Below are 19,948 nucleotides of genomic sequence, written 5' to 3'. Positions count from 1 at the left end.
TTTCAGGGGGCAGCGTGCAGCCAGCCGTCGCAGGCCCATTCATCCAGCAGCGCACGGGCGGCGCGACTCAGGGTTTTGACTTCGGTGGCCGACAACTGGCGCGCATCGGCCAATGCGTGCATCAGACGCGCATCCTTGCCGCTGGCGCGGAACGATTCACCGTTGATGTAGATGCGTTCTGCGTCGTACATCATGCGGGAGCGTCGGTCGAGGCGCGCCCCTTGCCCGGGCGGAATCGGCTCTCCCCCTTCAAACCAAACGATGGCTTTGGGTTCGGTCAACGCTTCGCCCAGGGCACTGGCCAAGCTGCGCGCATCGTTCAGTGCTTTGATGACGGCTTTTTGCGTGAACACTTGCAAAGCTTCAGGGATCAGCCCCGGCGTGGCCGTCGCACTTTGGGCGGGGTCCCGGTAGTGGGGTTCTTTGTCGGGGGCTTGCAGGTTGTCCACCATGCGCTGCAAGACCTCGCGGGCCAACTCGGTGGGCGTGGGCGTGCGAAAGCCGATCGAGCAGGTCATGCAATCCGGCCCTTCAGCGATGCCATCGTGGCCCCAGCGTGGAGGCAGGTAGAGCATGTCGCCGGGCTCCAGCACCCATTCCTCATCAGGCTGGAAGTTCGCCAGCAGTTTGACGGGCATGTCCGGCACCAAGGCGGTGTCCTTCACCGGGCCGATGCGCCAGCGCCGCTTGCCGCTGACTTGCAGCAGAAATACGTCGTACGAATCCGTGTGCGGGCCGACGCCGCCCTGGTCGGATGCGTAGGAAATCATCAAATCGTCCAACCGCGCTTCCGGCACGAAGCGAAACTGCGCCAGCAGCGCGTGTGCAGCGGGGACGTGCAAGTCCAGCCCCTGCACCAACAGCGTCCAGTGGGGTTTGGCCAAGCCGGGGATTTGCCGGCGTGTGAACGGGCCGTGTTTGAGTTCCCAGCCCGTTTCTCCCTGGCGCACCAAGCGGGATTCGACGTCGTCTTGCTCTGCCAAAGCGAAGAGGGCGGCTCGGTCGATGGGCGGCTGCACACCGGGGATCGCTTGGCGGATCAGGCAGGGCTTTTTTTGCCAGTACTGGCGCATGAATTGCTCGGGCGAGAGGCCGCCGAGCAGGGGCAAAGGGGTCGTTGGAGCGATGGTCATGGCGGCGGATTGTCCCTGCCCTTGTGCCATGATTGCCTGATGGACATCACCTCTCCCTGCGTTGTCACGTTGACGTGGACACTTTCCGATGCGCAAGGCCAGCTCATGGACCAATTGGATGAGCCGGTTGAATTTTTTTATGGCGGCGAGGACTTGCTGCCCAAGGTCGAAGAGGCTTTGCAAGGCCAGCGGGCGGGTTTTGAAACCCACTTGCATTTAGAGCCTGAGAACGCTTTTGGCGACTATCACTCCGAGCTGGTGTGCTTCGAGCCGCGCCATCTGTTCCCGCCGGACATCCAAGCCGGGATGCAGTTTGAAGGCCTGCCCGAAGGCGCCATCACGCCGGACATGCCTGACGATCTGATTTACACCATCACCGAGGTGTACCCCGAGCATGTGGTGCTGGATGCCAATCACCCGCTGGCCGGCATTGCTTTGCGCATCGCCTTGAAAGTGCTGGATGTGCGCGGGGCGACCGAGGAAGAAATCGCCGCTGGGTCGGTGGGGGATTCGCCCTTGGCGCTGATCGGTGGGCCGCCGCCGGGGCAAACGTTGCACTGAAGGTCAACAAAGGGTTGCGCGAACCATGGGTCAAGCACTGCGTCAATACCGCATGAGCGGAGAGGACTTCCTCGCGTGGGAAGCCGTACAACACGAGCGCCATGAGTTCGTGGACGGCGAAGTATTTGCCATGGCAGGGGCCGAGGATCGGCACGTCACCGTCTGCTTGAACCTGGCGATGGCCTTGCGCCAGCATTTGGCGGGCTCGCCCTGCCGCACCTACATGTCGGACATGAAACTGCAAGCCCAAGAGGGCGAGAGCTATTTCTACCCGGATGTGTTGGTGACGTGCAGCTCCGCCGATCGCAGCAGCCCCCGCATCAAGCGCGAACCGCTGCTGCTGGCGGAGGTGCTCTCTCCTTCAACCGCCGCCTACGACCGAGGCGAAAAGTTTGCGCGCTACCGGCAAATTCCCAGCTTGCAGGAAGTCGCCCTGATCGACTTGGATCATCGCCGGGTCGATGTTTTTCGCAAAAACGAAGGGGACGGGCTGTGGGTGCTGCACCCCTTCGCCCCGGGTGAGGCGGTAACGCTGCGCAGCGTTCACCTCACCCTGCCCGCCGCGACGCTGTTCGCCGAAATCGACGACGACACGCCGGACAGCCTCAACTGACAGTGCGCAGAGGCGATCAGCCGCGCCCCGTCGAGCCAAAACCGCCAGCGCCGCGTTCGCTGGCGTCAAAGCTGTCCACACGGCGGAACGCCGCTTGCACCACCGGCACGATCACCATCTGCGCGATGCGCTCCAGCGGTTGCACAGTGAACTCAGCTTGGCCCCGGTTCCAGCAGCTCACCATCAGCGGGCCTTGGTAATCCGAGTCGATCAGGCCCACCAAGTTGCCCAGCACGATGCCGTGTTTGTGCCCCAATCCCGAACGCGGCAAGATCATCGCCGCCAAACCCGGGTCACCGATGTGGATCGCCAAGCCCGTGGGAATCAACGCGCTTTGGCCAGGGGCCAGCGTCAACGGGGCGTCCAAGCAGGCGCGTAAATCGAGGCCGGCACTGCCCGGGGTGGCGTAGGCGGGCAGGGCGTCGGACACCCGGGCGTCCAGCACTTTCACATCAATCGTTGTCATGCGGGGGTTCCAAAATCAAGCTGAGAGGGCAGACGGGCCGCAACTTCCGCCACCAGGGCGCGTGCCAACGTGAGTTTGTCGCCCGAAGGCAGCTCACGGTGGCCATGGGCATCGACCAACACCAGCGTGTTGTCATCCCGCCCGAACGTGGCCGGGCCGAGGTTGCCCACCACCAGCGGCACCCGCTTGCGCTCCAATTTTTGGCGCGCATGCTTGAGCAGCTCATGGCTTTCAGCGGCGAAGCCCACGCACCACGGGCGGTCGGCTTCGGGCAAGCGGGCCACGGCGGCCAGGATGTCCGGGTTCTCCACCAAATCAAAACTGGGCACGGCCTTGCCGCCTTCCTTTTTGATTTTGTGCGTGGTGATGTGCGCCGGACGCCAGTCCGCCACCGCAGCGGTGGCGACGAACACATCGTGCTGCGGCGCCAAGGGCAACACGGCGTCGAACATCTGCTGCGCACTTTGCACGTTGATGCGGCGCACGCCCGCTGGCGTCGGCAGATGCACCGGGCCCGCCACCAGCGTGACCTGCGCCCCCGCTTCCGCCGCCGCTCGGGCGATGGCAAACCCCATCTTGCCGCTGGAGTGGTTGGTGATGCCGCGCACCGGGTCGATGGCTTCGAAGGTCGGGCCCGCTGTCACCAGCAGGGTTTTGCCGGCCAGGCGTTTGGGTTGGAAGAAGGCGATCAGCGCGTCGCGCAGCTCGACCGGTTCCAACATGCGCCCGTCCCCGATTTCGCCGCACGCTTGCTCGCCCGCTGTCGGGCCCAGCACCGTGGCGCCATCGGCCACGATCTGCGCGACGTTGCGTTGCGTCGCCGGATGCGCCCACATCTCGCGGTTCATCGCCGGGGCGACGAGCAGCGGCGTGCGTTCGATGGGCCGCGCCAAACACGTCAGCGACAGCAGCTCATCCGCCCGGCCCTGGGCCAGTTTGGCGATGAAATCGGCACTGGCCGGGGCGATCAAAATCGCGTCAGCGTCGCGGCCCAGTTGGATGTGGGCCATGTTGTTGTCCGGGCGCGCATCCCACTGATCGGTGAACACAGCGCGGCCGCTCAGGGCCTGCATCGTCACGGGGGTGATGAAAGCGCGGGCGGCCTCGGTCATCACCACTTGCACGGTGGCGCCGGCTTTGACCAGCTCGCGGCACAGGTCGGCTGCCTTGTAACAGGCGATGCCGCCCGACAGGCCGAGCACGATGCGGCGGCCTGCCAGATCAAGTCGTTGGCTCATGGCGAGGGTCGGTTCAGGCGTCAGCGCCGTGGCATTTCTTGTACTTTTTCCCGCTGCCGCACGGGCACGGATCGTTGCGCCCCACCTTGACCTCCACGCGGCGCGTGGCCGGCTTCGGAGCGTGGTGCAACCAGTACATGCGCAGCTCTTGCACGGCGTACATGGCTTCGGTGATCAGCTCGTCGCGGTTCATGTCCACGCCGTCATACAAGCGATGGATGGTTTCCTGACGCTCCTGCACCTCGGTGTTGGCCAGCAGGGCAATGGATTCGAGCAGGTCGTAGAACGTTTCCTCGTCCTCATCCCCGGGCGTGGGGCTCACCCAGTCTTCGGGGAAGTCTTCGATGGCCTCACCAAAACCCAGCGACCAGTAGACGCCATCGCCCGGCCAATCGGCGGGGGCGGGGTCGGCCGTCTCTGAATCCGCTGCATCGGTGGGCGCTTCGGCCACAGGCGCGGCTTCGGGGGTTTCGGAGGGTTCTGCGGCTTCGCTGTCCTCGTCGTCTTCGCTGTCGAAGCGGTACATCAGCGGATCGATGCGCAAAACCTCGTGATCATCAAGGATGGATTCGGCATCCAACTGCGCGCACAACTCGGCCCAGCGCTTGCCGATGACAGCGCGTGCCGCTTCGGCATCCGCCGCATCGGCGAACACGCGGTCGAACAGGCCATCGCCGAACACCGGCAGCCAGTCCTCCAGGCTCAGGCGACGCGGGCCGCAGGCCAGGGCGGCCATGTAGCCGTCGAGCCATTCGAGGTTGATCAGTTCATCAAAGCCTGTCATGCGCTCGCACAGCGCTTCCAGTGCCTGAATATCGTCGTCGGTGGTTTTCGGAATGAGCAGCGCCATGAGCGAATTTCTTGTGGGAGATCAGGGGGGCGGCAGTGTCGCATGCAGCGGGAGCATGTGGGTGGCACACTCATGGTTGTTACGGATTGCAACTGTGTCCCCCCTTCACACAATCGACCGTGACTTGTACTTTTCTGGGATGCCCCTGTCATGATGAACATCGATCTGGACCGACTCAATCAGTGTGTGGATGCCATGAAATCCTTGCTCAAGGATGGACTTTTGGCGGTGGACATCTGGAATCTGAACGATGGGTTGTCTCTGGCTGGCTATAACTCGCAGCCAGCCGCCGTGGGCCTGTTCACCCAGTTGACGGGGGAACTGGTGTCCACGTTGCGCGATTCGGGTTTTCCCGGGCTGAACCGCTATTACCTGTTGGACATGGAGGGTGACCACACCGCCATGATCATCCGCCACGGTGAACTTCTCCAAGGCATGTTGTTCAACAACAAAAAAGTCAACCTGGGTGTGTTGCTGTCGGTAGCACTGCCGCGTTCACTGGAGATGGTGGGCCAAGCCACCCGCCGTTGACGTTCAGACACGAATCCGCCGCCGCCATGAGCTCGTCTGTTTTGCATCCACGCAGCATTTGGTCACCGCACCGGGACTCCGGCTGTGTCCGGGTCTGTAAATCTTTGCTGGGTTTGCGGGGGGAGGAGTGGCTGTGGGTGAACGACCCGGCGCAGGCGCGTTGGATCGTCATTGATGCCTCGCGCCAAGTCGATGAACAGTGTGTGGGATTGGTGAACGATCCCCACCAGCATCGCTACGGCATCGCCTTGGCCAAGAGCTGGCTGCAAGTACCGGGCGCCCACTGGGCGTTTTTCAAGCTGCCGCTGACGCCACGCGGCTTCTTCCCCTGGATCAACCAGACCCTGGGCCTGCCTGCCAACAGCCATGTGGACAAGGAGTTGCCGAGCGAGGAGGTCGCGTCGGCCCCCAGCGTCGCACCTTGGGAGGGGCAGATGCTGCGCCTCAAGCGCTGGCCCAACCTGACGGCGTATGCGGGTGCATCATCGCTTCAACTGGTGCAGATTTGCCGGCGTTTGCTGGTGGAAGCGGTGGCGTTCAATGAGTTAAAGAACTTGCCCAATGATGCCGGCTTGCTGCAACGCCTGCTGGCTGACGCTTGGGCACAAGACAACCTCATCATCGCCGCACCTGTCGTGCAGCAGCCCGAGGTGCGCACGGCAGCAGTGCCACGCCGTGAGCCGAGTTTGTTTCAGCGTTTCCTGAGCCGATTCCGATGAGTTTCTTCTCCTCTTTTGCGGCAGCGGCGGCGGCACCGCCACCCACGGTGCTGGTGGGGCACAGTTACACGCAGCGTGTGGCGTTTGTCGGCCCTTTCGGTGTGGGGAAGACCACGGCACTGCGTGCAATTTCGGACATTGAAGTGGTGGATACCGATGTGGCCACCACGGAACGTCGCGCTGATTTGCCCGGCAAAACCCACACCACCGTGGGTTTTGACTACGGCGAACTCAAGCTGGACGATGGGCAGCGTGTCGGCCTGTTTGGGCTGCCGGGGCAAGATCGTTTCCATGCGGTGTGGCGCACCGTGCTGCCAGGAGCCAGCGCAGTGGTGCTGTGGGTGTACGGCGATCACGACGATGCGCCGCAAGAGTTAACAGCTTGGCTGGAGGCTTTGCGCGGCTGCGTGGCGCTGGATATTTTGTCGGTGGCCGTTACGCGGCTGTCCGGTACGATGCAAGACGTCGATGCCAAACTCGGGCCTCTGCGCGACGTGTTGGCGCGTTTCAACCCCGTGGCACCGCTGATTGCCGCCGATCCTCGTCGCAGTGAGGACGTGCGTTTGGCGGTGGCCATCGCACTCGCTGCGGTGAGCCTGGGGTGAACGTTGCGCCGGTGCCCTCGAATTTGCCCCAAGGGGACTGGATGATGGATTCTGCTGCCCTGGGCCGGTTTGTCTTGCCGGCTTTCGAGGTGATTCCCAAGCGGTTGCCGCAGTGTGTGTGCGCCATGCTGTGTACGCCGGAAGGTTTCAACCTGTGCTCCATCGGCGTGACGGTGGATCAACTGGGCAAAATCGCTGCCCTGACCAGCTCCTTGATCTCGCTGGGCGAGGCCACGGTGCAGGCCGTTCACAGCGGGCAGCATCCCTCGCTGGATGTACTGACCCTGCAATCGGGCGACCTGACCACGGTGGGCATCAAGGTGCCGCATGTCAACGGGCATTTGCTGCTGTTGGTCACTGCGCAGGCGGCTCCTTTGGGCGCGATTTTGACCATCGCTCGCAGCACCGCCGAGCGCATCAAAGAGCTGTTGCCGCGCTCGGCTGCCTGACGCCGGGCGCTCAGGCGAGCCACACGATGCAGGGAGGTGGGCCATGACACGCCCACGCCCTTGGCGTTTGGCTTTGGCGGGTTTGTGATGAATTCGCCAAAAACCGGGGCAAACGAGGCGCTGGTGGCTGGCGCCGATCTTGCAGCGCGGGACTCATTTGTCAGGAGTCTTCGCCATGTCTGCTTCGCTCAAAGCCAAGATCGCCGATGTGTTTGACGAACCCGGCTGCGACAAAAACCAGGCCAAGAGCGAGAAAGAACGCAAAAAAGGCTGCACCAAGCAGCTCACTCCCGGTGCAGCGGCGGGCGGGTGTGCGTTTGACGGCGCCAAAATCGCGCTCCAACCGATTGTGGATGTGGCGCACCTTGTCCACGGCCCCATCGCCTGCGAAGGCAACTCGTGGGACAACCGCCATTCGGCCAGCTCGGGTTCGCAGATCTACCGCACCGGTTTCACCACCGACATCAACGAGCTGGACGTGATTTATGGCGGTGAAAAGCGCCTCTTCAAATCCATCCGCGAAATCATCGAGAAGTACGACCCGCCGGCGGTGTTCGTCTACCAAACCTGCGTGACCGCGCTCATCGGCGATGACATCGAAGCGGTGTGCAAACGCGCCGCCGAAAAATTCAACAAACCGGTGATTCCGGTGAACGCCCCCGGTTTTGCTGGCCCCAAAAACCTGGGCAACAAACTGGGCGCCGAAAGCGTGTTGGACTACGTCATCGGCACCCAAGAGCCCGAGTTCACCACGCCTTACGACATCAACATCATTGGCGAATACAACTTGGTGGGCGAGCTGTGGCAGGTCAAGCCGCTGCTGGACGCGCTGGGCATCCGCATCCTGAGCTGCATTGCCGGGGATGGGCGCTACAACGAGATTGCCACCGCGCACCGCGCCAAGGCGAACATGATGGTGTGCTCGAAGTCCATGATCAACGTGGCCACCAAAATGCAGCAGCGCTACGGCATCCCGTACTTCGAGGGCTCGTTTTATGGTGTGGCCGACATGAGCATGACACTGCGCGAAATCGCCCGCTTGCTGGTGGAGCAAGGCGCCGACCCGGAGCTGAAGGATCGCACCGAGGCCCTGATTGCCGCTGAGGAAGCCCGTGCCTGGGAGCGCATCCGCGCTTACCGCGAGCGGCTGGCGGGCAAGAAGGTGCTGCTCATCACCGGCGGGGTGAAGAGCTGGAGTGTGGTGTCGGCCTTGCAGGAGGCGGGCATCGAAGTGGTGGGCACTTCGGTGAAGAAGTCCACCAAAGAGGACAAGGAAAAAATCAAAGAGATCATGGGCGAGGGCGCCGACGCCCACATGATCGACGACATGACCCCGCGCCAGATGTACGCCATGCTGCGCGACGCCAAGGCGGACATCATGCTCAGCGGCGGGCGCAGCCAGTTCGTGGCCCTGAAAGCGCGCATGCCCTGGATGGACATCAACCAAGAGCGTTACTACGCTTTTGCGGGCTACGAGGGCATGATCACCATGATCGCGGAGATCGACAAAGCGCTCTCCAATCCGGTGTGGGCCCAGGTGCGCGAGCCGGCGCCGTGGGCGTTGTCCGACTCGCTGCTGCGCGAACAGGATGCGCAGCAATTGGCGGCCGAAGCCGCCACAGCCTGATCGGGGTGATCAGCTGACGAAGGCGCGCTCGATGACGAAGTCGCCGGGCGTGGTGGTGTTGCCTTCTTTGAAACCGCGCACTTCCATCATGTGCTTGAGGTCGCGCAGCATTTCCGGGCTGCCACAGATCATGACGCGGTCTTCCGCCGCGTTCAGCAGGGGAATGCCGAGGTCTTCCGCGATCTTGCCCGTCTCCAGCAACGTGGTGACGCGGCCTTGGTTTTTGAAGGGCTCGCGTGTCACGGTCGGGTAGTACTTGAGCTGTTGGCTCACCATCTCACCCAGGAATTCGTGCTGAGGCAGCTCCTGTGTGAGGTAGTCGTGATAGGCCAGCTCTTTCACTTCGCGCACGCCGTGCACCAGGATGACTTCTTCGAATTTCTCGTAAGTTTCCGGGTCGCGGATGATGGACAGGAACGGCGCCATGCCGGTGCCAGTGGACAGCAAGTACAGGCGCTTGCCGGGCAGCAGGTAGTCGATCAGCAGCGTGCCCGTGGGCTTCTTGCCGACGATGATCATGTCACCCTTTTGGATGTGCTGGAGGCGGCTGGTCAACGGGCCGTCTTGCACTTTGATCGAGAGGAATTCGAGGTGCTCTTCGTAGTTCGGGCTGACGATGGAGTAGGCGCGCAGCAGCGGCTTGCCGTTGACCTTCAGGCCGATCATCGTGAAGTGCCCGTTCGAGAAGCGCAGGCCCGTGTCGCGGGTGGTGGTGAAGCTGAACAGACGGTCAGTCCAGTGATGCACGCTCAACACGCGCTCTTCGTGGAAGGCACTCATGCTTGATGATGGGGAAAGTTGAAGAACAAAGACGCCCCGTCAAGATGAGCTAGAGCGTCGAACAGTTGGGATTATCCCTCACGCAAGTGGAATGAATCGCAATCATCCAGTGGGGTGAAGGGCCACAAAAAGCGCTGGATCAAAAAAAACGAGCCGCTGGCGCGGCTCGTTTGCTGTGTGCAGCGCCGCTTCAAACGAAGCGACGCGAATCCTCGAAGGGATTAGAAGTTGGTTTGGATACCAACCAGGAAGGCGTTCTTTTGTTCCACGGTGTCCACAGCGTTGCCGCTGTAACGAGCGTAGTCGGCGTACACCTTGGTGCGCTTGGACAGGTTGTAGTCCACACCGATGGCCAGCTTGCCCATGCTTTCAGCGCCGTCGATCTTCGACGAAGCGTAACCAACCTTCAGGTCAGCCTTGCCGAACGGCACGCGAGCACCGATCAGCCAGCCGTTCACGTCGGCGGCGGCGGTGCCAGCGTTGTCGATGGTACCGGTGCTGTAGCCAGCCGACACGGTGGCGAAGCCCATGTTGTACTTGGCGCCCAGGGTCACCAGGTAGTTGCCGTCACCTTCAGCGTTTTCCACGCCAGCACCGACGAACAGAGCACCCATGGTGTAGTTCACAGCGGCAGACAGGGGACGATCGGTTTCCTTGTTGGTGAAGGTCACGCCGTCGTTCTTGCGCTCGCCCAGCGACAGGGCGGCGTTGATGCCGTAGCCGCTGTAGTCGTAGCGCAGAGAGTTGTTGTAGCGAACTTCGGTCAGGCCGGCCTTGGTGCCAACACCCGTGTCGTCGTTCACCAGCAGCATGCTGCGCAGTTCAGCGTAGCCGCCGCCGTTGAACGGGTCGATGGTGTCCTGGATCAGCGAGAAGGCTGCGGTGTATTGACGGCCAACGCCCAGGCTACCGTAGGTGCTGTGCGACAGACCCACCCACGACTGGCCGTGCCAGAACAGCGCGTTGGCGGTGCCTTCGTCCGGGTTCAGGCTGTGTTCCAGCACGAAGTTGGCCTTCAGGCCACCGCCCAGATCTTCCGAGCCCTTGAAGCCCAGACGGCTGCGAGCGCCGGAGTCAGACCAGGTGCTGATGTTAGCGCCAGCCTTGTGGCCGAAAGCCTGGTCGACCTTACCGTAGATGGTCAGGGAAGACTGCGCCGAAGCCACGCCAGTGAAAGCGCCCAGCACGGCCAGAGCGAGCAGAGATTTTTTCATTGCAAGGATCTCCTAGGTTGAACAAGAGGCCCCGATCAGGGGAAAAGACCCACGGCGATGACGCGACAGGGCTGATCAGGCCAACCTCCTTCGCGGAAGCTGGGCGCTATTCCACCAGAGCCCCCTTCTGCTTGCAAAGCCGGAACTCACAAATGAGCGCAGGCTGTTGTCTCGTTACAACGGGGGGGCGGTCTGTCAAGTCTCGCCGACTGGTGGATGCCGAAAGAGCGGAGCAGCAATCCACGGGGCCTGCGATCAGGGCGGTCAGATTAGCACACCGCGCTATCCTTGCAGGATGAGTGCTCTTGACCCCTGGATCATTGCGCTGGACAACAGTTTGCGCACCTTGGGCGCAGCGGCGCGCGCTTCGCGGCCTTGCCCCCGTCCTTCTTCTTGTCCCGATCAGCCTGACTTGACACCTGAAGATCAGGCCCTGGCAGGCGCCTTGATGCGGGTGAACCACACCGGCGAGGTGTGCGCGCAGGCGTTGTACGAGGCCCAAGCGCTGGCTGCGCGTCAACCTGGCGTGCGCGATCACATGCGCGCCGCTGCTCAAGATGAGGTGGATCACCTCGCTTGGACGCAGGCCCGGTTGACGGCCTTGAAGTCTCGCCCCAGCTTGTTGGATCCGCTGTGGTACGCCGGGGCGTTCAGCATCGGCTGGGTGGCGGGCAAGGCGGGTGACCGCTGGAGCCTGGGTTTCATGGCGGAAACTGAGCGCCAGGTCGAACAACATCTGAACAGCCACTTGGATCGGCTGCCGGCTGGCGATGTGGCCTCACGCGCCATCGTCACCCAAATGCGGGATGACGAAGCACGCCACGCCCGCACCGCCATTGAATACGGTGGTGCTGAATTGCCGCGTCCCGTGGCGTGGCTGATGCGCCGCGCTGCCCAGGTCATGACAACGGTGGCGCATCGCCTCTGACGCCCTTAGGCGGCTTCGCGCACTTCGTGGCTGGTGGTGATTTCGGCAGTACGGCCTAGCATGGCTGTGGCCGAGCAGTATTTTTCGTGTGAAAGCGTCACTGCCCGTGCCACGGCGGTCTCAGGCAAGCCCTTGCCGGTGACCACGAAGTGCAAATTCAGCTTGGTGAACACTTTGGGGTCGGTGGTGGCGCGCTCGGCGCTCATTTGCACTGAGCATCCCGTGACTTGATGGCGCCCGCGCTTGAGAATCAGCACCACGTCGTACGCGGTGCAGCCGCCGGCGCCGGCCAGCAAGGTTTCCATGGGGCGGGGCGCCAAGTTACGGCCACCGCCTTCGGGGGCGCCGTCCATGGTGATGACATGGCCGCTGCCGGTGGTGGCCATCATGGCCATGCCCGCATCGGCGACCCAGTGAACCGTGCATTCCATTGTTTCTTGCCTCGTGGAGTGGGGCGCCGATTAAGGGTGCGCCCTCCGCTTCGTCATACTTTTGTCAGGGATATTGCAGTGCAGCAAAACCTAGGGTAAACTCTGTCTCATGGTGTTGATTGATGGCTTGCCCGTCCCGACACCGCCGGTTGTCTCCTCCACCTCCTCCATTGGTGGATTACGCCCGAAGCTCTCTAGAGCTTCGGGCTTTTTTTTGCCCGTTTATCATCGCCCGCCCCACCCTTTGCTGAATCAGGAGAAGTTGCCCATGGCCCCCGCCACCAGCCCGGCCCCCCGCAAGCCCACCGACTATTTGCGCAAGATCTTGACCGCCAAGGTCTACGACGTGGCGCGCGAAACCGAGCTGGATATTGCCCGCCAACTCTCTGCCCGTCTGAACAACACCGTGCTGTTGAAGCGCGAGGACAACCAACCCGTGTTCAGCTTCAAGCTGCGCGGCGCGTACAACAAGATGGCACACCTGTCGCCCGAGGCGCTGGCGCGTGGGGTGATTTGCGCGTCGGCGGGCAACCACGCGCAGGGTGTGGCGCTGAGTTCTCGCCGTTTGGGCTGCCGCGCCGTCATCGTCATGCCGGTGACGACGCCGCGCCTGAAGGTGGATGCCGTCGCTGCGCTCGGCGGTGAAGTGGTGCTGCACGGCGAAAGTTATTCGGACGCCTACGCCCACGCGCTCGAACTGGAGCAGGCGCAAGGGCTGACCTTTGTGCATCCGTTTGACGATCCGGACGTGATCGCCGGCCAAGGCACCATCGGCATGGAAATCCTGCGCCAACACCCGGGGCCGATTGAGGCGGTGTTTTGCGCCATCGGCGGGGGCGGATTGGTGTCGGGCGTGGCGGCTTACATCAAGTCGGTGCGACCGGAGATCAAAATCATCGGCGTGCAAACCGTGGATTCGAACGCCATGGTGCGCTCGGTGGCGGCAGGCAAGCGCGTGGTGTTGTCGGACGTGGGCTTGTTCTCGGATGGCACCGCCGTCAAGCAAGTGGGCAAGGAAACCTTCCGCTTGGCCCGTGCTTTGGTGGACGAATTCATCGAGGTGGACACGGACGCCGTTTGCGCCGCGATGAAAGACGTGTTCCAAGACACGCGCTCCATCCTGGAGCCGGCGGGGGCCCTGAGCGTGGCTGCTGTCAAGCAGTACGTGGCCCGCGAGGGCTGTGAGGGCAAAACCTTCGTGGCCATCACCTGCGGCGCGAACATGAATTTTGATCGGCTGCGTTTTGTGGCCGAACGGGCCGACGTCGGGGAGGAGCGCGAGGCGCTGTTTGCGGTCACCATTCCCGAGGAGCGCGGTTCGTTCAAGCGGTTTTGTGAGCTGATCGGCCCGCGCAGCGTCACCGAGTTCAACTACCGCATCAGCGACCGGGAGCATGCTCACATCTTCGTCGGCCTGACGACGACGCGCCGGGGCGAGTCAAAAGAAATTGCCGCGCTGTTTGCACAGCATGGCTTCTCGGCCATCGATTTGACGCATGACGAGCTGGCCAAAGCCCATTTGCGCCACTTGGTGGGCGGGCATTCCGAGCTGGCGACGGACGAGCAACTGTTCCGTTTCATTTTTCCCGAGCGGCCAGGCGCGTTGACGCGTTTCCTGTCGTCCATGCATCCGGACTGGAACATCAGCCTGTTCCACTATCGCAACCAGGGCGCAGACTATGGGCGCATTTTGGTGGGCATGCAGGTGCCCAAGCGGGACAAAAAGGCGCTGAAGGAGTTCCTCGCCCAGCTCGGCTATCCGCATGTGGACGAGTCCAACAACCCGGTGTACCGATTGTTTTTGCGCTGAAACAGGAGTTCCCGATGAACCAAGAGCTGTTTGACCAAGGCCTGCAAACCCGCCGCGAGGTGCTGGGTTCAGACTATGTGGACAACGCCATCAAGAATGCGGACGCCTTCAGCCTGCCCTTGCAGGAGTTGGTGACGCAGTACGCCTGGGGTGATGTTTGGAACCGCCCGGGCTTGCCCCGGCGCGAGCGCAGCATGTTGGTGCTGGCGATGCTCACGGCGTTGAACCGCCCGCACGAAATCAAACTGCACTTGCGCGGCGCCCTCAACAACGGTGTGACGCGGGACGAAATCCGCGAAATCTTCCTGCAAGCGGCGATTTACTGCGGCGCCCCGGCGGCGATGGACAGTTTCCGTGTGGCCCGCGAAGTTTTCGCCGCGCTGGACGCCGAAGCCGACGCCGCCGCAGTGGCCCGCTGATTCGGCACTCAGCCGCCGTACCGCCGCTCCAAGTGGGCGCGGTAATGGGCGGGGTTGAGGGTTTCGCCGCTGGCACGTTGGGCCAGCTCGTCGGTGGGCCAACGGCTGCCGGCTTGCCAGATGTGTTCGCGCAACCAGCCGAACACCCCGTTCAATTCGCCAGCGTGGATTTGCGCGTCCACGTCGGGCAGGGTGTGGTGCATCGCGGCCATCCATTGGGCGGCGTACATCGCACCCAGCGAATAACACGGGAAGTAACCGAACAAACCCGCCGGCCAGTGGACATCCTGCATCGGGCCGTCTCGGTAGTTGCTGCGCGTGTCCAGGCCGAGCAGGTCGTGCATGGCGGCGTCCCACAGCGCGGGGATGTCGTCCACTTCGGCTTCGCCTTCGATCAAAGCCCGCTCGATCTCAAAGCGCAACACGATGTGCGCCGGATACGTCAGCTCATCGGCTTCGACGCGGATCAGGCCCGGCGCCACACGGGTCATCAGCTTGTGCAAGTTGTCGGGCTCGAACGCGGCCTGATCGCCAAATGCTTGCACCAACAACGGCGACAGGTGGCGTGCAAACCCCGGATGGGCCGCGAGCTGCATCTCAAAAAACAGGCTCTGGCTTTCGTGAATCGCCATCGAGCGCGCCAGCGCCACCGGCTGGCCCAGCCACTCACGCGGCAGGTTTTGTTCGTAACGACCGTGGCCGGTTTCGTGGATCGTGCCGAGCAGCGCTTGTAGGCACTCGTCATCGCGGAAACGGGTGGTCAGGCGCACATCTTCTGGCACGCCGCCGGTGAACGGGTGGGTGCTGACGTCCAGCCGCCCGTGGGCAAAGTCAAAACCCAGCCAGCGCACCATCTGCTCGCACACACTGCGCTGGGCCGGCAACGGGAACGGGCCGACCAAGGGCAGCACGTCTTCGCGGGCTTGGCGTGCTTGCACTTGGCGAATCAAGGCGGGCAGCCATTGGCGCAGGTTGCCAAAGAGTCGAGCCACGTCGACGCTGCGCATCCCGGGTTCGTAGTGATCGAGCAAGGCATCGTAGGGGCTGAGGCCCAGCGCGTCGCCCAGGTGGTGGGCTTCTTGGCGCACCAAGGCCAGCACTTCGCGCAAATTGGCGGCAAAACCGGCCCAATCGTTGCGCGGGCGTTGGCTGCGCCAAGCATGCTCACACTGCGAGGTCACGACGGTGCGCCGCTCCACCAGCGCCTCCGGTACCGCCTGGGTGCGTTGCCAGGCGCGTTCAATTTCCCGCAGGTTGGCCGCTTGCCAGTCGTTCAGCGGTTCTTGACGGGCTGCGGCCAGGCGTTGCGCCAAGCTCGGATCGGCACGGTCGCGGTGCATCAGCGTGGCCAACTCGGCCAGGGCAGCTGAGCGAGCATCGTTTCCCCCTGGCGGCATGTGCGTGGCCTGATCCCACGCTGCGATGCTTTGCAGGTGATCCAAGCGGTGCAAGCGCTCTTGCTGCCGGTGCAGCCAAGCGTAAGCCGGTGTGTGTTGATTCTTCATGGCCGGCGATTGTCAGGCCCACGAACCGGGAAACCAGTGCAACAGCACGCTGGTCATCACCAGGTAACGCAAGAATTTGCCCACCGCCATGTAGGCCACACACGGCCAAAACGGCAAGCGCAACCAACCGGCCACGGCGCACAGCGGATCGCCCACCACCGGCAGCCAGCTCAACAAACACGCCCGAGGGCCAAAGCGGTGCAACCATTGCAGCACCTTGGCTTCGTGCGGGGGGCGGTGTTTGACTTTCTCGAACGCCCGTTCGGCGCCGCAGCCCATCCACCAACTGATGGCCCCGCCCAGCGTGTTGCCTGCTGTGGCCACCAGCACGGCGGGCCAAAAAAGCGTCGGATCGAGTTTGACGACGGCGAACAACACCGGCTCCGAGCCCATCGGCAGCAGCGTGGCCGAGACCAGCGCGACGACGAACAAAGCCGGCAAACCCACCTGAGGCAGGGCGAAGAAGGTGAGCAATGAGGTGATCCAAGCGTCCATGGCGGCGATTCTCGGTGGGGAGGGGTAGCCCTATAATCCTGCCTCCTTTTTAAGCACCTCCCCCCTCCACCCATGCGCATCGGCCCCCATGAGCTGCCGAACAACCTGTTCGTCGCCCCGATGGCTGGGGTGACGGATCGGCCTTTCCGGCAACTGTGCAAACGCCTGGGCGCCGGGTACGCGGTGAGCGAGATGATCACCTCGCGCCCCGAGCTGCGCGACTCGCGCAAAACCACGCGCCGCGCCAACCACGAGGGCGAAATCGCGCCGATTGCGGTGCAAATCGCCGGCACCGAACCGGCGGAGATGGCCGATGCGGCACGCTTCAACATCGATTCGGGGGCGCAGATCATCGACATCAACATGGGTTGCCCGGCCAAAAAGGTCTGCAACAAGTGGGCCGGTTCGGCCCTGATGCGCGATGAACCGGCGGCCCTGGCCATCGTTGAAGCGGTGGTGGCGGCGTGTACGCCGCACGGCGTGCCCGTCACCTTGAAAATGCGCACCGGTTGGTGCGACAGCGAACGCAACGCCGTGCGCCTGGCGCGGGCGGCGGAGTCGGCGGGCGTGGCGATGGTCACCGTGCATGGTCGCACCCGCGAGCAGGGTTACCGGGGCGAAGCCGAATACGACACGATTGCCGCCGTCAAAGCCGCGCTCACCATCCCGGTGACGGCCAACGGCGACATCGACTCCGGCCCCAAAGCCGCCGAGGTGCTGCGCCGCACTGGCGCCGATGCGCTGATGATTGGCCGGGCCGCGCAAGGCCGGCCCTGGATTTTTGGAGAGATTGCGCATTACTTGGCCACGGGCGAGCTGGCCCCGGCGCCGGCCACGCGCCACGTTCGGGCGTGGCTGGTGGCGCATTTACACGATCACCATCGCCTGTACGACGGCATTGCCGGCGTGCGTACGGCGCGCAAACACATCGGCTGGGCGGTCAAGCACCTGCCCGGTGGCGAAGCGTTCCGCACCCACATGAACACCCTGGAGGAGCCCGAGGCGCAACTGCGCGCCGTGGGTGACTTCTTCGATGCCTTGGCCGACGCCCACCCGGTGTTGCCCTGAGGTGTCAGCCCTTGCCGCCCACACGATGAGCAAAACCACCCTGGAAGACTGCGTCCGCGAGACGCTGGCCGAATACTTCAGAGACTTGGACGGCGCCACCCCCAACGCCATGCACGACATGGTGTTGCGCACCGTCGAAAAACCCTTGCTGGACGTGGTGATGCAACGCACCCAAGGCAACCAAAGCAAGGCGGCCGAATGGTTGGGCATCAACCGCAACACCTTGCGGCGCAAGTTGGTGGAGCACCAGCTCCTTCAGTGACGCGCCGCTCGATTCACCGCTCCGCATCCCCCGATTTCTTCAACCGAACCCCCAACATGGCACAACTCACCGCCCTGCTTTCGGTCTCCGACAAGACCGGCATCGTCGAATTCGCCCAAAGCCTGCACGGCCACGGCATCAAGCTGCTGTCCACGGGCGGCACCGCCAAGCTGCTGGCCCAAGCGGGCCTGCCCGTCACCGAAGTGAGCGAGATCACCGGCTTCCCCGAAATGCTGGATGGCCGCGTCAAGACCCTGCACCCGCGTGTGCATGGTGGCTTGCTGGCGCGTCGTGACGTGCCCGAGCACATGGCCGCGCTGGCCGAGCACGGCATCAACACCATCGACCTGCTGATCATCAACCTGTACCCGTTTGCCCAAGCCACCGCCAAGGCCGATTGCACGCTGGAAGACGCCATCGAGAACATCGACATCGGCGGCCCGGCCATGCTGCGCGCAGCGGCCAAGAACTGGCAGGACGTGGGCGTGGTGATCGACCCGACCGACTACCCGCAAGTGCTGGCCGAGCTGACCGCTTCCAACGGCACGAGCCTCACCCGTGCCACCAAGTTCATGCTGGCCAAGAAGGTGTTCTCGCACACCGCCGCTTACGACGGCATGATTTCCAACTACCTGACGTCGCTGGAAGCCGGTTCGGAAGACAAGACCGCCGACGTGCCGGTGCGCGAGGAATACCCGAGCGTGTTCAACCTGCAACTGCACAAGGTGCAGGGCATGCGTTACGGCGAGAACCCGCACCAATCGGCGGCGTTCTACAAGGAAGCCAAGGTCGCTGAAGGCTTGCTGGCCGGCTGGAACCAAATCCAGGGCAAGGAACTGAGCTTCAACAACATCGCCGACGCGGACGCCGCCTGGGAATGCGTCAAGGCGTTTGATGTGCCGGCTTGCGTGATCGTCAAGCACGCCAACCCGTGCGGCGTGGCCATCGGCGCCAACCTGCTGGAAGCCTACGAAAAGGCACTCAAGACCGACCCGACATCGGCCTTCGGCGGCATCATCGCCTTCAACCGCCCGCTGGACGTGGAAGTGGTGGAGAAGATCAACGCCAACAAACACTTCGTCGAAGTGGCGATCGCCCCGGCCATCACCCCGGCAGCGCGTGCAGCCTACGCCAGCAAGGTGAACGTGCGCCTGCTGGAAGTGCCCATCAGCGCCACCAGCAACCCGCTGGACATGAAGCGCGTGGGCGGTGGCATGCTGCTGCAATCCGCCGACAACGTGGACATCGTGGGCGACATCAAGGTGGTGACGAAACTGGCACCGACCGAGCAGCAACTGCAAGACCTGCTGTTCGCCTGGAAGGTGGGCCGCTTTGTGAAGAGCAACGCCATCGTCTTCTGCAAGGACGGCATGACCTTCGGCGTGGGCGCCGGCCAGATGAGCCGCTTGGATTCCGCCCGCATCGCCAGCATCAAGGCCAAGGCTGCGGGCCTGAGCTTGGAAGGCACGGCGGTGGCGAGTGACGCCTTCTTCCCGTTCCGCGACGGGCTGGATGTGGTGGTGGATGCGGGCGCGACCTGCGTCATCCACCCGGGTGGCTCGATGCGTGACCAGGAAGTCATCGACGCGGCGAACGAGCGCGGCATTGCGATGGTGTTCACCGGCACCCGTCACTTCCGTCATTGATGACGGCACTGCCCAGCACCACCGCCGGTGCCCCGCGCCGGGTGCTGGGCATCGACCCCGGTTTGGTGTGTACCGGCTTTGGCGTGGTGGAAATCGAGGGCCGACACCTGCACTACGTGGCCAGCGGCACCATCCGCACCACCAGCGGCGTGGCCCAGGGCGATTTGCCGGGGCGCCTCAAAATCATTTTTGAGGGCGTGCGCGAGGTGATCGCCCGCTACGAGCCCACCGAGGCGGCGGCGGAAATCGTCTTCGTCAACGTCAACCCGCAGTCCACGCTGTTGCTGGGGCAGGCGCGGGGGGCGGCGCTGACGGCGTTGGTCACGGCGGGGCTGCCGGTGGCGGAGTACACGGCTTTGCAGATGAAAAAGTCCGTGGTCGGCCACGGGCTGGCGGCCAAAGACCAGGTGCAGGCGATGGTGGCGCGCTTGCTCAACCTGCCGGGCTTGCCGGGCAAGGATGCCGCCGATGCGCTGGGGGTGGCAATCACCCACGCGCACGCGGGCGGCTCATTCGCCGCCATGGCGCAGGCCACCGATTTGAATCGGCGGACGCATGCGCAGTTCAAGGGGGGGCGGACGTATTGAGGGGAGAATTC

At 63.4% G+C, this 19,948-nt stretch carries 23 protein-coding genes; 14 read left to right on the top strand and 9 right to left on the bottom strand.

Annotated elements, in window-relative coordinates:
• Positions 1 to 2: 2 nt before the first annotated feature.
• Positions 3 to 1,133, bottom strand: coding sequence for a ribosomal protein uL16 3-hydroxylase (locus VITFI_RS14365; protein ID WP_089417559.1), 1,131 nt, complete (start codon positions 1,131 to 1,133; stop codon positions 3 to 5).
• Positions 1,134 to 1,172: 39 nt separating this feature from the next.
• On the opposite strand from VITFI_RS14365, the gene VITFI_RS14360 reads away from it, so the two are divergent.
• Positions 1,173 to 1,694 (top strand): FKBP-type peptidyl-prolyl cis-trans isomerase, encoded by a 522-nt coding sequence (locus tag VITFI_RS14360; RefSeq protein WP_089417558.1) that lies wholly within the window; start codon positions 1,173 to 1,175, stop codon positions 1,692 to 1,694.
• 25 nt (positions 1,695 to 1,719) lie between these two features.
• A complete protein-coding gene (locus VITFI_RS14355; protein WP_089417557.1) occupies positions 1,720 to 2,307 on the top strand; it encodes a Uma2 family endonuclease in 588 nt (195 codons plus the stop codon).
• A gap of 16 nt (positions 2,308 to 2,323) precedes the next feature.
• Here the strand turns inward: VITFI_RS14355 and dut are convergent, their stop codons facing one another.
• From dut to VITFI_RS18500, 3 genes are read right to left on the bottom strand one after another with little or no spacing between them, the layout of a single operon-like run.
• A complete protein-coding gene (gene dut / locus VITFI_RS14350) occupies positions 2,324 to 2,773 on the bottom strand; it encodes a dUTP diphosphatase (protein WP_089417556.1) in 450 nt (149 codons plus the stop codon).
• Positions 2,770 to 4,011 (bottom strand): bifunctional phosphopantothenoylcysteine decarboxylase/phosphopantothenate--cysteine ligase CoaBC, encoded by a 1,242-nt coding sequence (gene coaBC, locus VITFI_RS14345; RefSeq protein WP_089417555.1) that lies wholly within the window; start codon positions 4,009 to 4,011, stop codon positions 2,770 to 2,772. The genes dut and coaBC overlap by 4 nt, the downstream gene beginning before the upstream one ends.
• A 13-nt stretch (positions 4,012 to 4,024) precedes the next feature.
• Positions 4,025 to 4,861: a UPF0149 family protein gene (locus VITFI_RS18500; RefSeq protein WP_089417554.1), complete on the bottom strand. Its 837-nt coding sequence runs from the start codon at positions 4,859 to 4,861 to the stop codon at positions 4,025 to 4,027.
• Between the two features lie 150 nt (positions 4,862 to 5,011).
• Here VITFI_RS18500 and VITFI_RS14335 point away from each other — a divergent pair, with 150 nt between their 5' ends.
• From VITFI_RS14335 to nifE, 5 genes are all read left to right on the top strand, one after another.
• The gene (locus tag VITFI_RS14335) at positions 5,012 to 5,392 is read left to right on the top strand and encodes a hypothetical protein (RefSeq protein ID WP_198301502.1); all 381 of its coding nucleotides are present in this window, start codon (positions 5,012 to 5,014) and stop codon (positions 5,390 to 5,392) included.
• Between the two features lie 26 nt (positions 5,393 to 5,418).
• A complete protein-coding gene (locus VITFI_RS14330) occupies positions 5,419 to 6,111 on the top strand; it encodes a hypothetical protein (protein ID WP_157725701.1) in 693 nt (230 codons plus the stop codon).
• Complete coding sequence (locus VITFI_RS14325; protein WP_089417552.1) at positions 6,108 to 6,716, top strand: GTP-binding protein; 609 nt, start codon at positions 6,108 to 6,110, stop codon at positions 6,714 to 6,716. The genes VITFI_RS14330 and VITFI_RS14325 overlap by 4 nt, the downstream gene beginning before the upstream one ends.
• A gap of 41 nt (positions 6,717 to 6,757) precedes the next feature.
• Positions 6,758 to 7,165, top strand: a complete 408-nt coding sequence (locus VITFI_RS14320; protein ID WP_157725700.1) for a roadblock/LC7 domain-containing protein — start codon at positions 6,758 to 6,760, stop codon at positions 7,163 to 7,165.
• A 175-nt stretch (positions 7,166 to 7,340) separates the two neighbouring features.
• Positions 7,341 to 8,792 (top strand): nitrogenase iron-molybdenum cofactor biosynthesis protein NifE, encoded by a 1,452-nt coding sequence (gene nifE, locus VITFI_RS14315; RefSeq protein ID WP_089417550.1) that lies wholly within the window; start codon positions 7,341 to 7,343, stop codon positions 8,790 to 8,792.
• A gap of 9 nt (positions 8,793 to 8,801) precedes the next feature.
• On the opposite strand, the gene VITFI_RS14310 is transcribed toward nifE, so the two are convergent.
• Positions 8,802 to 9,572, bottom strand: a complete 771-nt coding sequence (locus VITFI_RS14310) for a ferredoxin--NADP reductase (RefSeq protein ID WP_089417549.1) — start codon at positions 9,570 to 9,572, stop codon at positions 8,802 to 8,804.
• Between the two features lie 221 nt (positions 9,573 to 9,793).
• On the bottom strand, positions 9,794 to 10,786 hold the full coding sequence (locus VITFI_RS14305; protein WP_089417548.1) for a porin: 993 nt from the start codon (positions 10,784 to 10,786) through the stop codon (positions 9,794 to 9,796).
• A 295-nt stretch (positions 10,787 to 11,081) separates the two neighbouring features.
• Between VITFI_RS14305 and coq7 the strand changes: the two genes are divergently transcribed.
• Positions 11,082 to 11,714, top strand: a complete 633-nt coding sequence (gene coq7 / locus VITFI_RS14300) for a 2-polyprenyl-3-methyl-6-methoxy-1,4-benzoquinone monooxygenase (protein ID WP_089417547.1) — start codon at positions 11,082 to 11,084, stop codon at positions 11,712 to 11,714.
• A 5-nt stretch (positions 11,715 to 11,719) separates the two neighbouring features.
• On the opposite strand, the gene VITFI_RS14295 is transcribed toward coq7, so the two are convergent.
• Positions 11,720 to 12,145 carry an OsmC family protein gene (locus VITFI_RS14295; protein WP_089417546.1) on the bottom strand — a complete coding sequence of 142 codons (426 nt, stop codon included), beginning with the start codon at positions 12,143 to 12,145 and terminating at the stop codon, positions 11,720 to 11,722.
• Between the two features lie 268 nt (positions 12,146 to 12,413).
• On the opposite strand from VITFI_RS14295, the gene ilvA reads away from it, so the two are divergent.
• Complete coding sequence (gene ilvA, locus VITFI_RS14290; RefSeq protein WP_089417545.1) at positions 12,414 to 13,955, top strand: threonine ammonia-lyase, biosynthetic; 1,542 nt, start codon at positions 12,414 to 12,416, stop codon at positions 13,953 to 13,955.
• Between the two features lie 14 nt (positions 13,956 to 13,969).
• On the top strand, positions 13,970 to 14,374 hold the full coding sequence (gene pcaC, locus VITFI_RS14285; RefSeq protein WP_089417544.1) for a 4-carboxymuconolactone decarboxylase: 405 nt from the start codon (positions 13,970 to 13,972) through the stop codon (positions 14,372 to 14,374).
• Between the two features lie 8 nt (positions 14,375 to 14,382).
• Here pcaC and VITFI_RS14280 read toward each other — a convergent pair whose 3' ends face one another.
• Complete coding sequence (locus VITFI_RS14280; protein WP_089417543.1) at positions 14,383 to 15,879, bottom strand: carboxypeptidase M32; 1,497 nt, start codon at positions 15,877 to 15,879, stop codon at positions 14,383 to 14,385.
• Positions 15,880 to 15,891: 12 nt separating this feature from the next.
• The gene (locus VITFI_RS14275) at positions 15,892 to 16,374 is read right to left on the bottom strand and encodes a YqaA family protein (RefSeq protein WP_089417542.1); all 483 of its coding nucleotides are present in this window, start codon (positions 16,372 to 16,374) and stop codon (positions 15,892 to 15,894) included.
• Positions 16,375 to 16,446: 72 nt separating this feature from the next.
• Between VITFI_RS14275 and dusB the strand changes: the two genes are divergently transcribed.
• Genes dusB through ruvC form a run of 4 tightly spaced genes read left to right on the top strand, consistent with a single transcriptional unit; the run spans position 16,447 to position 19,937 of the window.
• On the top strand, positions 16,447 to 17,442 hold the full coding sequence (gene dusB / locus VITFI_RS14270) for a tRNA dihydrouridine synthase DusB (protein ID WP_089417541.1): 996 nt from the start codon (positions 16,447 to 16,449) through the stop codon (positions 17,440 to 17,442).
• Between the two features lie 25 nt (positions 17,443 to 17,467).
• Positions 17,468 to 17,704, top strand: a complete 237-nt coding sequence (locus tag VITFI_RS14265; RefSeq protein WP_089417540.1) for a helix-turn-helix domain-containing protein — start codon at positions 17,468 to 17,470, stop codon at positions 17,702 to 17,704.
• A gap of 56 nt (positions 17,705 to 17,760) precedes the next feature.
• A complete protein-coding gene (gene purH, locus VITFI_RS14260; RefSeq protein WP_089418178.1) occupies positions 17,761 to 19,350 on the top strand; it encodes a bifunctional phosphoribosylaminoimidazolecarboxamide formyltransferase/IMP cyclohydrolase in 1,590 nt (529 codons plus the stop codon).
• A complete protein-coding gene (gene ruvC, locus VITFI_RS14255) occupies positions 19,350 to 19,937 on the top strand; it encodes a crossover junction endodeoxyribonuclease RuvC (protein ID WP_089417539.1) in 588 nt (195 codons plus the stop codon). The genes purH and ruvC overlap by 1 nt, the downstream gene beginning before the upstream one ends.
• Positions 19,938 to 19,948 lie beyond the last annotated feature (11 nt).

Source organism: Vitreoscilla filiformis (genome assembly GCF_002222655.1).
Taxonomy (GTDB): Bacteria; Pseudomonadota; Gammaproteobacteria; order Burkholderiales; family Burkholderiaceae_C; genus Ideonella; species Ideonella filiformis.
The sequence above is the reverse complement of the archived record's forward strand: the minus strand, read 5'-3'. Positions and strand labels throughout refer to the sequence as shown.

What these genes read in the sequence shown, in the direction of transcription:
- coq7 (WP_089417547.1), top strand. Translation starts at nt 11,082, where the DNA reads ATGAGTGCTCTTGACCCCTGGATCATTGCGCTGGACAACAGTTTGCGC.
- VITFI_RS14265 (WP_089417540.1), top strand. Translation starts at nt 17,468, where the DNA reads ATGAGCAAAACCACCCTGGAAGACTGCGTCCGCGAGACGCTGGCCGAA.
- VITFI_RS14355 (WP_089417557.1), top strand. Translation starts at nt 1,720, where the DNA reads ATGGGTCAAGCACTGCGTCAATACCGCATGAGCGGAGAGGACTTCCTC.
- coaBC (WP_089417555.1), bottom strand. Translation starts at nt 4,011, where the DNA reads ATGAGCCAACGACTTGATCTGGCAGGCCGCCGCATCGTGCTCGGCCTG.
- VITFI_RS14280 (WP_089417543.1), bottom strand. Translation starts at nt 15,879, where the DNA reads ATGAAGAATCAACACACACCGGCTTACGCTTGGCTGCACCGGCAGCAA.
- dut (WP_089417556.1), bottom strand. Translation starts at nt 2,773, where the DNA reads ATGACAACGATTGATGTGAAAGTGCTGGACGCCCGGGTGTCCGACGCC.
- VITFI_RS14305 (WP_089417548.1), bottom strand. Translation starts at nt 10,786, where the DNA reads ATGAAAAAATCTCTGCTCGCTCTGGCCGTGCTGGGCGCTTTCACTGGC.
- VITFI_RS14335 (WP_198301502.1), top strand. Translation starts at nt 5,012, where the DNA reads ATGATGAACATCGATCTGGACCGACTCAATCAGTGTGTGGATGCCATG.
- VITFI_RS14365 (WP_089417559.1), bottom strand. Translation starts at nt 1,133, where the DNA reads ATGACCATCGCTCCAACGACCCCTTTGCCCCTGCTCGGCGGCCTCTCG.
- VITFI_RS14320 (WP_157725700.1), top strand. Translation starts at nt 6,758, where the DNA reads ATGATGGATTCTGCTGCCCTGGGCCGGTTTGTCTTGCCGGCTTTCGAG.
- VITFI_RS14360 (WP_089417558.1), top strand. Translation starts at nt 1,173, where the DNA reads ATGGACATCACCTCTCCCTGCGTTGTCACGTTGACGTGGACACTTTCC.
- VITFI_RS14330 (WP_157725701.1), top strand. Translation starts at nt 5,419, where the DNA reads ATGAGCTCGTCTGTTTTGCATCCACGCAGCATTTGGTCACCGCACCGG.
- VITFI_RS14310 (WP_089417549.1), bottom strand. Translation starts at nt 9,572, where the DNA reads ATGAGTGCCTTCCACGAAGAGCGCGTGTTGAGCGTGCATCACTGGACT.
- ilvA (WP_089417545.1), top strand. Translation starts at nt 12,414, where the DNA reads ATGGCCCCCGCCACCAGCCCGGCCCCCCGCAAGCCCACCGACTATTTG.
- purH (WP_089418178.1), top strand. Translation starts at nt 17,761, where the DNA reads ATGGCACAACTCACCGCCCTGCTTTCGGTCTCCGACAAGACCGGCATC.
- nifE (WP_089417550.1), top strand. Translation starts at nt 7,341, where the DNA reads ATGTCTGCTTCGCTCAAAGCCAAGATCGCCGATGTGTTTGACGAACCC.
- ruvC (WP_089417539.1), top strand. Translation starts at nt 19,350, where the DNA reads ATGACGGCACTGCCCAGCACCACCGCCGGTGCCCCGCGCCGGGTGCTG.
- VITFI_RS14325 (WP_089417552.1), top strand. Translation starts at nt 6,108, where the DNA reads ATGAGTTTCTTCTCCTCTTTTGCGGCAGCGGCGGCGGCACCGCCACCC.
- pcaC (WP_089417544.1), top strand. Translation starts at nt 13,970, where the DNA reads ATGAACCAAGAGCTGTTTGACCAAGGCCTGCAAACCCGCCGCGAGGTG.
- dusB (WP_089417541.1), top strand. Translation starts at nt 16,447, where the DNA reads ATGCGCATCGGCCCCCATGAGCTGCCGAACAACCTGTTCGTCGCCCCG.
- VITFI_RS18500 (WP_089417554.1), bottom strand. Translation starts at nt 4,861, where the DNA reads ATGGCGCTGCTCATTCCGAAAACCACCGACGACGATATTCAGGCACTG.
- VITFI_RS14295 (WP_089417546.1), bottom strand. Translation starts at nt 12,145, where the DNA reads ATGGAATGCACGGTTCACTGGGTCGCCGATGCGGGCATGGCCATGATG.
- VITFI_RS14275 (WP_089417542.1), bottom strand. Translation starts at nt 16,374, where the DNA reads ATGGACGCTTGGATCACCTCATTGCTCACCTTCTTCGCCCTGCCTCAG.